Here is a 12,426-nt window from a genome sequence, read left to right as displayed (position 1 = left end):
GTGTTTTCGTTTTTTGACCGACTAAAATAATAAAAATTTAGGAGCGCTCATGTCGATAAGAAATTGGATAGACAAGCATTATCCAGAGCCCAATATTTACCGTTGGATTGGCATTGTATTAGAGGGAATTTCAGCGGCGGTATTAGTGTTTCTGATGGCGCTAACCTGCATAGATGTGGCGGGCCGCTATCTTTTCAATAACTCAGTTAATGGAGCTTTTGAACTGACGCAAATTGGCCTGGCCGTCATGGTATTTGCGCAAATGCCATTAATCACATGGCGTGGTAGTCATGTCGTGGTGGATTTATTTGATCATTTATTTGGTAATCGTATTGTTAAAGTACTGGGTATCTTCTCGGTATTGATTGTTTCGTCTTCCTTCTATTTTTTAGCGGTTCGTATTTACGAATTGGCTGAACGCTCTCTGCGTCGCGGAGAGGTGAGTGAGTATCTAAAAATCCCCACCGGTTATCTGACTGAATACATCGCTATCATGAGTTGGATAACGGCGGCTTGTATGCTGACTTATGGTGCGTATCGCGTGCTTAAAGATGACACTGAATCACAGCCGTTAGGAGACTAGCATGTCCGTTGTATTAATTGGTTTTGCCGTTCTTTTATTTTTAATTCTAGTCATCCGTATGCCAATTGCTTTTGCCATGGGTGTGGTTGGATTTCTAGGCTTTGCCATTCTGCAAGGCCTCAGTTTTGACAATCTATTTTCATTTCGTTGGACGGCGGCGCTCACGTTAGCTTCCAGTCGAGTGATTGGCACAGTACAAGACTACAATTTATCCGTGATTCCGTTATTTATTTTAATGGGGAATTTAGTCACTCGATCGGGTCTGTCGCAGGAGTTATATAACGCGTCTTATGCTTTTTTAGGGCATAGAAAAGGCGGTTTAGCGATGTCAACCGTATTGGCGTGTGGTGGTTTTTCTGCCATTTGTGGTTCCAGTTTAGCCACCTCTGCCACCATGGCAAAAGTCGCCATGCCACCGATGCGCAAATTTGGTTACTCAGATAGCCTCGCTACAGCTTCGATTGCGGCCGGTGGTACATTGGGCATATTGATTCCCCCTAGCGTCATCTTGGTCATCTATGGTTTGTTGACCCAATCGAGTATTCGCGAGTTGTTTGCAGCGGGCTTTATACCGGGCTTACTGGGTATCGTGCTTTATATGGGCGCCGTTCGTTTTGTTATCTGGCGAAACCCTGCCGCTGGGCCTGCTGGTGAGCGCATGGGCTTTAAAGAGCGCATCACAGCCTTGAAGAGCATTTGGGGCGTGCTATTGCTGTTTACGATAGTAATGGGGGGGATTTACCTAGGTGTGTTTACACCCACCGAGGCTGCAGGTATTGGTGCAGGTGGGGCCTTACTGATTGGCCTGTCCCGTCGGAGCCTGAGTTTTGGAAGCATTTTTGAAACCTTAGTGGACACCACAAGAACGTCCGCCATGTTGTTTTGTGTGGTCATAGGTGCCTTCATCTTTTCGGACTTTATCACGCGAGCAGGGTTGCCTGATGCGTTATTAGGCTTCGTTACGGCATTAGAGCTGAGTCCTATGTTAGTCATTATGGTGATTTTGGTCATTTATATCATTCTTGGAATGGTGTTCGAGAGCCTTTCTATGCTGCTGCTCACGGTACCTGTTTTTTACCCGTTGGTTGCTAGTTTAGGTTTCGACCTTGTTTGGTTTGGCATTGTTGTGGTCGTGGTCACCGAGATTAGTTTGATAACACCGCCTGTCGGCATGAATGTGTTTGTCTTAAGTGCGGTATTGAAAAATGTAAAAGCAGGAACGATTTTTAAAGGCGTTACGCCATTTTGGTGTGCCGATATTATCCGATTGTTCATTATTATTTTTATCGTCCCAGTATCAATGTTTTTACCTAGATTTCTATACGAATAATACGAGTTAAATGCGTTGTTTGGCTTTTTAGACTTTTAATTAAAAAACAGTTTTAAAAAGTCATTGTTGAGAGAGTGCGAAATATTATTAATGTAAATCATAAAATATAGGAATAATAAATATGATTCAGGTTAAAAAAAATCTACTTTGGGCACTATGTGGAACATCAATTTTAGCATCTGGTGTTGCGTCAGCCGCAGAGACCACTTTGCATGTAGCAACTTGGTTGCCACCCACTAGCTCGCAAAACGCAATTGTTTGGCCAACTTGGAAAAGTTGGGTTGAGAAAGCGACCGATGGCCGGGTGGAGGTTGTCATTGAAAACTATACTGGGGATCCAAAAACCATTTTTGATGCCGTAGAAGACGGTGTTTACGATGTAGGGTTCAGTGTGAATTCTTATATTCCGGGTCGTTTTAAATTGACCAGTGTTGCTGAAATTCCAGGGGAAATTACCGATGCGGAAGTAGGTTCTGTGGCCTTATGGAACACCTATGAGAAGTTCTTTAAAGACGATGAAGAATTTATTGGGCTGGAATTACTGGCCTTGTTTGTACATGGACCAGGTCAGTTAAATACAAATTTCCCAGTGAACTCGCTAGCAGACTTAAAAGGCAAAAAAATGCGTATCGGTGGCGGCTTAGTGAACACACTAGCGGAGCGTTTAGAAGTAACACCGATCTCAGCGCCGGCGCCTAAATCCTACGAGCTGATGCAACAAGGCGTTGTAGACGGGACATTCTTACCAGCGGAACAGCAAAGAACCTTACGTTTGAGTGAAGTGACTACGGACTTAACCTTGTTCCCGAAAGGACTTTACACCACAGCTTTCAGCATCGTTATGAACCCAGATACGTTAGACAGTCTTAGCAAAGACGATCGCGATGCCATTATGAGTGTGTCTGGAGAGAAGCTTTCAAGATTGGCCGGCGCCGCATGGGGTAAAGCAGACCAAGACGGTATTTTAGAAGCCAAAGCCAAAGGCGTTAATGTCGTGTTTCTCACAGAAGACGATGCGATCGTAAAAGAAATGAACGCACTAGAAGAGGGCATTGATCAAGATTGGATTGATTCCGTTTCTGATCGAAAAGCGGATGCAAAAGCGGCACTGGCTTACTTTAGAAAAAATGTCAGTGAATTAAGTCAGTAACACGTACTTAAATTTGAAGCGGATAGAATTAAAAGCCATTATAAACATTGGTAATGGCTTTTAATTCAATGACTGGATAGAAAGGAGTCTTCTGAGTTTAAAGAGGTTTATATGAATGCCCATCATGCGATTCCTGCCCAATACTGCTTTGCACTAGATTTCAAAAATTATAATGAACGAATTGTTCATTATTCAAATTTTTCCGTTCTTTATTATCAATTTACTACCTCGTCATCGGAAGCAACCATTGTGGTGGCAGATGGGTGTGCTGATTTTCAGTTCTGTTGTGATAGCCATCATCAATCTGCCATCTTATGGGGGTCAGTAGACACCCCAACCAGTATTCATTATCTGCCGGAAAAAACCTATTGCGGCATTAGAGTGTCTACCTCTATCAGTCGTAGACTCGCTTATATACCGTTCTCAGAAATGATCAATCAGGGCATTCCCATTATTGAAGCGACCAAGCAGGATTCATCGACAGTAGATGCGTTAATTTCAGCGGTGGATTTCCCGTCGCGAGTTGAAATATTAGAAAACTGGCTGATCTACTCGGGCGCTTTAAATGACTCTAAAATAGACTTAATTGATCATTGCATCGACAAAATCATAAGCAGTCATGGAACAATAAGAATTGCGGATATGTCCAATGACATGGGTATCAGCGAACGACTGCTCAGAAAGAAATTTAATCAAAGCATTGGCATGTCGCCAAAGCAATACAGCCGGATTGTTCGATTCCAAGAAATTATCAGTGATATTTTATATGGTGAGGAATTTCAGCAAAATCATCACACGGATTTTATGGGTTTTTCCTATTATGACGACTCCCACTTAACCAAAGACTTTAAGTATTTCACACACATGACGCCAAGCTGGTTTGTTAGAAAAATGCTTGATGTGAACATTACGAGGGATGATGCCAGTGTGCCTACTAAGTGATGAGTTAAAAGCAAGGTATTAGCTGGCTATCAATCAGCTAATACCGTTTGCTCATGTCTTGATTACGAAAAGATGCACTGGATAGTCGTGTTAGCCAGTAAACCTTCCTCGCCAAACTCCACGCCGAGTCCAGATGATTTCACACCGCCAAACGGCGCATTCGGTTGAATCGCACCATGCTTATTGAGCCACACCGTACCGCATTCCATTTGCCCTGCGATCTCAGCGGCCGAGGCTTTATCATTAGACCAAACAGATCCACCTAAGCCTGCGGAGCTATCATTGGCGAGTTTGATGGCTTCTTCGACGGTATCGAATGGAATGATTGGCAAAGCAGGTCCAAATTGCTCATTTTGCACCAAGGCGTTTTTATTGTTTTCAACGGCAACCAATGTGATGGGGAAGAATAGGCTGTCTTCTGAATCAAGCGGCCCACCTAGTAACACTTTTCCGCCTTGTTGAATGGACGTTTTTACCAACTCGTTGACGATGTCGAATTGCATTTTATTTTGAATCGGACCCAGCTCAGCGCCCTCGGCAAAGCCGTCGCCCATTTTGACACTTTTTGCAAAAGCCGTTAATGAGTCACAAACCTCATTGTAAATCGAGCGGTGTACATATAAACGTTTCATTGCGGCACAGGTTTGGCCATTGTTAATAAATGCGCCCCAAAATAAACCTGGAGCAATCTCATCGGGGTTGCAATCACCTAGAACAATACCCGCATCATTTCCGCCTAACTCAAGTGTTAAGTGTTTGAGATTTTTAGCGGATGAAGACATGACTTTCTTGCCAGTTTCAGTCGAGCCAGTAAACACAATTTTGTCGATATCAGGATGATCAGAAATCGCTGCACCGAGTTCATCACCCCCTGAAATACTATTAACCACACCTTCTGGTAAAATGCTGTTCATTATTTCGATCATACGCAGTGTCGAAAGTGGCGTATAAGGGGATGGCTTACAAACGACGGTATTGCCAGCCAAAATGGCCGGTATAATATGCCAGATCGCAATCAATACAGGCCAATTCCAAGGGGTAATCGAAGCTACGACGCCAATAGGGCGACGATGCAGCTCAATATGCCCATTTTCATCGTCTTGAAGTACTTTTACCGGTAGTTCTAAACTTGCTGTATAGCGTGTCCAAGCAACAGCGCCCCCCATTTCAAACATCGAGCCTAGCGATGCACCAATAGGCTTGCCCTGTTCTTGAGTGATGATGCTAGCCAATTCTTGCGAGTGTGTTTCTAGAGCATCTGCAATTTGATTAAGATACTGCTGACGCTTCGCGAAAGGCACGGCTGACCATGATGAAAATGCCTTTTTGGCTTCTTTTATAATGGTGTTGAGGTTTTCTACCGTCGCTTTGGGTGACTCGCCAACAGTCGCCATCGTGGATGGATTGATGACAGAAAACGTGTCAGTGGTGGCCAGTTTTTCACCGCCACTCATAAGTGAATAAGTTGTCATAATATACCTTCAATGCGTTTCAAAGTTAGACATTGTTGTGTCTTAAAGGGTGTCGAACCAAGAAGGCAACGGTGAATAAGTGGTTAAATTGCTCTTATTCACCGCTACTTTTCATATGGCTACTTTTGCTCTGTTGCTGAAGGAAGATTCAGTGTTGGTGTCTGATCAAAGAAGTTCCATGGTTTAAGCATAGCGTGTACATACTCTGTCGGCATCATTGGCCACTCTTCTGCCCGAGCGACGTGTGTGGCACCTGTTGTGATCCATAATACGTTGTCTTTATTTTCAATAGACTCATTGTCTTCAATAAACGTCTTTAAACCGGTATCCGTTTTAGCACGATTAGGGTAAGTCCCTTCTGGAAAGCGTTCCTCAGGCTTGTAATTGGTCACCCAGATTTGTTTGTCCATAAAGCTAACGCGTTTATAGATCCACTCGTCTTTGCTAAATAATGCGCCTTTTGCAATGGGGTGTGTGCCGCCTGCAAACGGAATAATTTGGTAAGACACCGGGTTGCCCATGCGGTTTTCTTTGTTTGGATTGCTCATCAAACGAATGGTAGATGGGTCAAACTTCTGAGACGCTTCTTGTTCGTCTTTCACTGTATGCTGATTAACGACCATAACGCTTTTACGGGGACCGCCAGCGGTGTTTTTTTCCACCGCAGGGTTTAGCTCTACTAAAGAGTTTTTCTCGCCATCTACGTCCAGGTCTAAACGGAAGTTGTAGATGTGTTGATGTGTTGTGCCAACAATGTTGTGATCAATCAATGTGCCGTAGCGCGTGTCATCTTTGGCGGTTGCATCATGCATGGTTCGAGTTTTGACGCCTTTTACCGCTTCAATTCCGGACGCGCCCACATCCAATTTGATTGTCCCATTAGCAAGTAAAACCCAGTCAAACATGTAGTCGTAGTTGCCGATGGTGCTGACCCAGCGAACCACAAGCTCTCGACGTGCACGGCTTTGATTACCCGCGCCGCTGCCAAGCATTTCATTATGTTTGTATTCTGGGCCTGCATAGCGTTCAAAGATCGCGATGGCATTTGGAATGGTATAAGGTGCGCCGCTATTGTCGGCTAAGGTGGCCGGTAACAGCTTAGCGTTAGGTGGCACGTCAGTTCCTAATTCAAGAGGCGAGGTAAGACCGCCCATACCGTAATCGCCAGAATCTAGATACGCCTTAAAATACCAACCGATATCAGGATCACCGTAGGGAACAATCATGCCACCAAGGGAACCTTCGTACATGATTTTGCGTTTGGTGCCTTGGTCGTTGTAGGTCATCGTAGAGAGAACAGGACCAACACGAGGGTCAAGCTTTAAGTGGAAATCCCAGTTTTGCCAATGGATGATATTGCCAGACATTTTGTAATTCGAACCTTCTGGTTCTGAAATGGCAATGGGTTTTACCTTGGCCATTTTTTTCTGGTCACGACCATCATAAGGGTTTGGCTTCATGGGGACAGGGATGACACCGCTGTCTTCGATTTTTTCAATAGATTGGGTTTCTAGGTTGACCACAGCCACTAGCCCTTCAATAGGGTGCGCCCAAAAATTGCCATCGCCAATGTCTAAATATGAGACTATTTTTAGCAGACGGTCGTCTTCTTTCAGTCCATCTTCGCCATCAAAGAAACCGACGGTTAGCGGGGTAGCCACCACTTCCTTAACATTGTCTATACCGCGTTTTTTAAGGGCATCGGCATATTCTTTACTACCTTCAATAATCTCCTGAGCGGCAACAAAATCGTCCCAGATGACCATTCCGTGAACGTCTTTAATGGGCTGCCAACGTGTGACCGTCTTAGTTGCCAAGTTAACGGTGCCTTCAATAACGTGTTTACCATCCAAAATGGTAAAGTTTGCTAAACGCAAAAAGTCTTCATCTTGTCCGAACGACCAAGCCCATACTTTACTTTTGTCTGGCTCCGCAAGCTTGATCTCCGTAAACCTCAGGTTGTTACGAAAATACTTAGATGCCTGAACGGTTTGCTGAGTTAAGGTGATTTCTGCTTCGGATAAAGGATCTAATGGATGTTTTGCATGACTTAGAGAAATGGTTTGGGAAACATGCCCTTCAAACAGATCGTTTGCAAATCCTTTCTCGACAAGAAGATTGCCATGCTCAAATTTGATCGGAGCATCGAGTTGAATTCTTTTGCCATTCACTTCAGCGTCCATGGCACCTACCTTTACGCAGGCATGCGCTTGATTAAGCGTTATATGCACTTCTTTGGAAGATTTGTCGTAGGCAAACACTGCGCCAGAGTTTTTAAGAGAATCTTCTATCTTGATGTAATCAGGTGAGGAGCCATGGGCCATTACTGCATGACTTGAAACAAGGGATAGAGTCGAAATTGCGGCGGCTATGATAGTCTTTTTTATAGTTTTCATCGGTTGCTCCAGTGTGTTCTCAATATTTGTACATTTACATATAAAGAGAATTGGGCAAGCGAGTATTGTAAAAAACGGAACACCTTTACGATTTAGTGGGTTGCAGGTCTTTTAAGACCATGAGGCCTGCAACCCAAAAGTATCACTGTTTATAAGAGGGGTCTTGCTTTTCGATCAGACGTTTCATGGCGGCGAAGACGTCTTCACCTGCACCGTATTTAGGGTCTAAAGGTAATGAATCAGCCGCGCATCTTTTGCAGATTTCTTCAGGGATCTCGCGTACTTTGCCCATAGACATCGACGCCATTTGTACTTCGCATGCTCGATTAACCAACCACATCAATGAAAAGGCTTGAGCCAAGGTCGACCCAATAACCACAGGGCCATGATTTCTAAGCATTAGAATGGGTTTGCCGTTAGCGCTGTCAATGATCCTTTGGCCTTCGTCCATGTGTAGCGTGATGCCTTCAAACTCATGATACGCGACGTTGCCGTAGATTTGTGCTGAGTAAAAGTTGCTGTAGGAAATACCGTCTTTTAAACAGCACACCGCCAGCGTCGGGGTGGTATGTACATGCATCACACAGTGAGCGTTTTCTACTTTGTCATGGATGGCGCTGTGAAAGGTAAATCCGGCCGGATTGATCGGCCAGTCTGAATGGCCAACGATATTCCCCTTTAGATCAGCTTTGACCAAATTAGAAGCCGTTACTTCGCTATAGTGCAGACCAAAAGGGTTAATCAAGAAATGCTCATCTTCACCCGGAACACGTAACGAAATATGGTTGTAGATGGATTCATCCCACTTCAGGTAGGCAAAAATACGATACATGGCAGCTAAGTCTACCCTTGCTTGCCATTCTAAATCACTGAATCGACTGGGTTGTTCAAAGTATCGCTTTGTCGTCGTCATGCTAGCTCTCTCAGTATTGTTGTTTTGTCATAAGGCTAGATAAAAAACTGGCTATATAAAACAATAAAAAATATGGTTATGTTCAATATTTTTTATGTACCCTGTTACCTTCTTAACATGAGCACTGGATGAAAGGCGTTGATATGAACAGCAAGCAACTGAGTTATTTTTTAAAAGTGGTCGAGCTCAATAGCATTGCGGCCACCGCTCGTGCTCTTGAGGTCGCTCAACCTAGTATCAGTTTGCAGATTGACAATCTAGAGCATGAACTGGGCACGTGCTTGTTTGAAAGAAGTTTTCGTGGCGTAGAATTAACGCAGTCAGGCCAGATATTCCATGCACATGCCGTCTCCATCATGCGTCAAATGGCGCAAGCTAAAAGCGATGTACATCAGTTCGAACACGAGCCTTCGGGTGTTTTATCCATCGGAATGACACAGCCTATTGGTAACATTATATCCGTGCCATTATTGGCGCTTGTTGAGCAACGTTTCCCGAAAATTACACTCGAGCTACATGCCGGTTTGTCTTATAACTTGTCCAGTCAATTGCGATCTGGAGAAATAGATTTGGCAATTTCATCGCCTGATGGAACGGATATGAGCCAAATGCGTCAAGTAAAACTGCTGCGAGAAAAGCTATTCATTGCTGTTGGCTGCGATCCTAAAGTGTCTTCCCATAAAATGTTAAATGGCAGTAAAACGATCACGTTCGAAGCGCTTGCTAATCATGAAGTGATCGTCACAGGTGCGCGTGACTCATTGGGCTATGTATTGAGACAATATGAACAAAGTACCGGCATTAAATTGTCCCATAAACCCGCTTTCGGACAGCTGATGACGACGTTGCGTTATGTCATGGATGGTCATGGGATATTGTTAGCCCCCACCTCTGCATTTTTTCATCTACAAGATACCAATCAGATTGAAGCGGTCGAGATTATTGAGCCGAATCTCTGGCGTGATGTCTGCATCACGACGGATGCAGATCGTCCTCAAACGGCATTACTCAACACAGTGATGTCGCTGATAAAAGAGGTGGCTAAAACGGAGTGGTTAGCAGGGCGCTGGCAGGGGGAGTTGTCCATAGACTGATTGATCTTGCATGCTTAGACTATAAATCAAATGACTCTTTTAAATATGAATGCAAAAAACTTCTCGGTATTTATGAGGGCTTATGCATCACCAGGTTGTGGTGCAGTGGCTAAGTACAACTGGCCACGGTTCTATAGTGGGTCTAGGCGTATCTTTCTTTCTCTGGACAAAATGGCAGTTATCTGTATAAATACTGTTTATTTGAACAGTGTTTAGTATGCAAAACGGTGACTTGATCCAAAGGAAAATTATCCATATTGATATGGATGCTTTTTACGCATCAGTTGAAATGCGAGATGAGCCACGTTACCGTGAAATCCCATTAGCGGTAGGAGGCAGCGAAAAGCAGCGCGGTGTCATCAGTACTTGTAACTACGAAGCCCGTACTTACGGAGTCCATTCCGCGATGTCGACCGCTTGGGCTAAGAAACTCTGCCCACACCTTACTGTTGTGCCTGGCAGGATGCAGGTATATCGAGATATCTCCCAAAAAGTGCGAGCCATTTTTGCACGCTATACTGATCTAATAGAGCCATTGTCCCTAGATGAGGCGTATTTAGATGTCACGGACAGCACCCATCTACAGGGGTCAGCAACTCTCATTGCTGAGGCCATTCGCAATGATATTCGTGCCGAATTGAATCTGACCGCGTCGGCCGGCGTTGCGCCGATAAAGTTTCTTGCCAAAGTCGCATCGGATATGAATAAGCCTGATGGCCAGTTCGTGATCACACCCAGAGAGATGCAAGAAGTCATTAATACGCTTCCCCTAGAGAAAATTCCTGGTGTTGGCAAAGTAAGCCTACAGAAGCTGCATGAAGCAGGGCTTTATGTCTGTGCTGACATTTGTAATAGCGATTACCTTGAGCTAACCCGTAAATTTGGCCGCTTAGGTCACTCTCTTTGGAATCGAAGCCATGGTGTTGATCACCGTGCAGTCTCCACTCACCGTCAGCGCAAGTCTGTGGGTGTGGAACGCACGTTTTCACATAACATTTCAAGCTTTGATGAGTGCTGGCAAGTCATCGAGCAAAAGCTATTTCCAGAGTTGTTTGAGCGCTTAGGGAAAGTATCGCCTGATAGATTAATCAGCAAGCAAGGCATCAAAGTCAAGTTTGCCGACTTTCAATTGACGACCATTGAGCATGTGCACAGCGGCTTGGATCTGACTTACTTTCAAGATTTACTGAAAGAGGTCTTAACACGTCAAAACGGTCGCGAAATTCGGTTACTGGGCCTCAGTGTTATGTTGCGTTCAGAAGGCGAAGTACGACAGCTTATGTTAGATCTCTGACAAACAAGCTTGCTTGCTCAATTTGATGCTCAGGGCAATTCTTTTCAGTATCCACTAACATTTAGGGTGGTAGCGGCATCTTTTTTAATTTCCTCCAACCTTTTACTGATGCCTTGTATAGTTTTTGCTTGCATAGCAACTTAGCTTGTTTGGGCAAAGCCCTAGGGATTTCAAAGTTATTGATATTACTGCCACCTGCTTAGGTAATCACCACCATTCATATAATTAATGGTGACTGCGTTGTCACCGTAGCCTGTTGGCTAAAAATTCACCGTGTTACCCACTAGGAGTTGTATAAAGCTCGGCGTAAAGGCCAACGTACCCCAATAGTTTGGATTGAGTATTGTAACCGTGCTCTCCACTGCAAGGCTGGCACCTGCAATGGAGGTCGGTTTACCTCTGCTTTTATATAACGAATAAACCTCAAGTAGCGAATGGTAGACTCCACAGGTATCTTGTAGTCGGAGATTAATAAAAGCCAAGTAGTAAAGTATCGTTTAATGTTGAAGGATTTGCGCTAAAAAATTCTTTGCTCGATCACTCTTTGGCGAATTGAAAAAGGTATCTGGATGGCAGTCTTCAATAATTTGACCTCCATCTAAGAACAGTACTCGCTCAGCTACTTGGCGAGCAAACCCCATTTCATGGGTTACACACAGCATAGTCATGCCTGTATCTGCCAGCTTAACGAGTACATCCAGAACTTCTGCGACCATTTCTGGATCAAGAGCAGACGTCGGCTCATCAAAAAGCATAATCTTAGGTTTCATACACAGTGCACGAGCAATTGCGACACGTTGTTGCTGCCCCCCAGATAGTTGAATTGGATATTTATTCGCCTGGCTTTCAATGCCAACTTTATTGAGGTAATAACGGGCGAGTTCTTCCGCATCTTTTCGGCTCAAGCCCTTTACACTCATGGGAGCAAGTGTGCAGTTGTCCAACACAGACATGTGTGGAAACAAGTTGAAGTGTTGAAACACCATACCTATCTCTCTTCTGACGCAGTCTGCCGCCTTGGAAGATATTGCTAAATCTGTGTCATGAACAATAATATGTCCTCCCTGAGCAACTTCTAACTGATTAATACAACGAATGAGAGTCGACTTTCCAGATCCTGAGGGACCACAAAGCACAATACGTTCACCCTCTTTAACTTTTAAGTCGATGTTTTTAAGTACGTGATAATCACCGTAGGATTTGTTGAGTTTTGCAACATCGATAGCGATTTTTCTAGTGTCCATAGTTGGTT

At 44.2% G+C, this 12,426-nt stretch carries 10 protein-coding genes; 6 read left to right on the top strand and 4 right to left on the bottom strand.

Going from position 1 to position 12,426, the window contains the following annotated elements:
- Positions 1–49: 49 nt before the first annotated feature.
- The 4 genes from AYW76_RS07250 (at position 50) to AYW76_RS07235 (ending at position 4,005) form a co-directional block, all read left to right on the top strand.
- Positions 50–583, top strand: coding sequence for a TRAP transporter small permease (locus tag AYW76_RS07250; RefSeq protein WP_067217844.1), 534 nt, complete (start codon positions 50–52; stop codon positions 581–583).
- Between the two features lies 1 nt (position 584).
- Positions 585–1,913 carry a TRAP transporter large permease gene (locus AYW76_RS07245; protein ID WP_067217841.1) on the top strand — a complete coding sequence of 443 codons (1,329 nt, stop codon included), beginning with the start codon at positions 585–587 and terminating at the stop codon, positions 1,911–1,913.
- A gap of 121 nt (positions 1,914–2,034) precedes the next feature.
- The gene (locus tag AYW76_RS07240; RefSeq protein ID WP_067217837.1) at positions 2,035–3,063 is read left to right on the top strand and encodes a TRAP transporter substrate-binding protein; all 1,029 of its coding nucleotides are present in this window, start codon (positions 2,035–2,037) and stop codon (positions 3,061–3,063) included.
- A 111-nt stretch (positions 3,064–3,174) separates the two neighbouring features.
- On the top strand, positions 3,175–4,005 hold the full coding sequence (locus AYW76_RS07235) for a helix-turn-helix domain-containing protein (RefSeq protein ID WP_067217834.1): 831 nt from the start codon (positions 3,175–3,177) through the stop codon (positions 4,003–4,005).
- Between the two features lie 62 nt (positions 4,006–4,067).
- On the opposite strand, the gene AYW76_RS07230 is transcribed toward AYW76_RS07235, so the two are convergent.
- From AYW76_RS07230 to AYW76_RS07220, 3 genes are all read right to left on the bottom strand, one after another.
- Positions 4,068–5,477 (bottom strand): aldehyde dehydrogenase family protein, encoded by a 1,410-nt coding sequence (locus AYW76_RS07230; protein ID WP_067217831.1) that lies wholly within the window; start codon positions 5,475–5,477, stop codon positions 4,068–4,070.
- Between the two features lie 119 nt (positions 5,478–5,596).
- Entirely contained in the window at positions 5,597–7,873 is a 2,277-nt protein-coding gene (locus tag AYW76_RS07225) for a copper amine oxidase (RefSeq protein ID WP_067217827.1), read from the bottom strand.
- 142 nt (positions 7,874–8,015) lie between these two features.
- Positions 8,016–8,786, bottom strand: coding sequence for a class II aldolase/adducin family protein (locus AYW76_RS07220; protein ID WP_067217824.1), 771 nt, complete (start codon positions 8,784–8,786; stop codon positions 8,016–8,018).
- 143 nt (positions 8,787–8,929) lie between these two features.
- Here AYW76_RS07220 and AYW76_RS07215 point away from each other — a divergent pair, with 143 nt between their 5' ends.
- Both AYW76_RS07215 and dinB read left to right on the top strand, forming a co-directional pair.
- Positions 8,930–9,880, top strand: coding sequence for a LysR family transcriptional regulator (locus AYW76_RS07215; protein ID WP_197467776.1), 951 nt, complete (start codon positions 8,930–8,932; stop codon positions 9,878–9,880).
- A 217-nt stretch (positions 9,881–10,097) separates the two neighbouring features.
- On the top strand, positions 10,098–11,174 hold the full coding sequence (gene dinB, locus AYW76_RS07210) for a DNA polymerase IV (RefSeq protein WP_067217818.1): 1,077 nt from the start codon (positions 10,098–10,100) through the stop codon (positions 11,172–11,174).
- 497 nt (positions 11,175–11,671) lie between these two features.
- On the opposite strand, the gene AYW76_RS07205 is transcribed toward dinB, so the two are convergent.
- Complete coding sequence (locus AYW76_RS07205) at positions 11,672–12,418, bottom strand: amino acid ABC transporter ATP-binding protein (RefSeq protein WP_067218011.1); 747 nt, start codon at positions 12,416–12,418, stop codon at positions 11,672–11,674.
- Positions 12,419–12,426: the final 8 nt, after the last annotated feature.

It is taken from the genome of Marinomonas gallaica, assembly GCF_001639745.1.
Classification (GTDB): Bacteria; Pseudomonadota; Gammaproteobacteria; order Pseudomonadales; family Marinomonadaceae; genus Marinomonas; species Marinomonas gallaica.
Note: the sequence above shows the minus strand (reverse complement) of the source record. Positions and strands in the feature narration are given on the sequence as shown.

Excerpts from the sequence above, each read along its gene's own strand:
- AYW76_RS07205 (WP_067218011.1), bottom strand. The coding sequence starts at position 12,418 with ATGGACACTAGAAAAATCGCTATCGATGTTGCAAAACTCAACAAATCC.
- AYW76_RS07220 (WP_067217824.1), bottom strand. The coding sequence starts at position 8,786 with ATGACGACGACAAAGCGATACTTTGAACAACCCAGTCGATTCAGTGAT.
- AYW76_RS07250 (WP_067217844.1), top strand. The coding sequence starts at position 50 with ATGTCGATAAGAAATTGGATAGACAAGCATTATCCAGAGCCCAATATT.
- AYW76_RS07240 (WP_067217837.1), top strand. The coding sequence starts at position 2,035 with ATGATTCAGGTTAAAAAAAATCTACTTTGGGCACTATGTGGAACATCA.
- AYW76_RS07225 (WP_067217827.1), bottom strand. The coding sequence starts at position 7,873 with ATGAAAACTATAAAAAAGACTATCATAGCCGCCGCAATTTCGACTCTA.
- AYW76_RS07215 (WP_197467776.1), top strand. The coding sequence starts at position 8,930 with ATGAACAGCAAGCAACTGAGTTATTTTTTAAAAGTGGTCGAGCTCAAT.
- dinB (WP_067217818.1), top strand. The coding sequence starts at position 10,098 with ATGCAAAACGGTGACTTGATCCAAAGGAAAATTATCCATATTGATATG.
- AYW76_RS07235 (WP_067217834.1), top strand. The coding sequence starts at position 3,175 with ATGAATGCCCATCATGCGATTCCTGCCCAATACTGCTTTGCACTAGAT.
- AYW76_RS07230 (WP_067217831.1), bottom strand. The coding sequence starts at position 5,477 with ATGACAACTTATTCACTTATGAGTGGCGGTGAAAAACTGGCCACCACT.
- AYW76_RS07245 (WP_067217841.1), top strand. The coding sequence starts at position 585 with ATGTCCGTTGTATTAATTGGTTTTGCCGTTCTTTTATTTTTAATTCTA.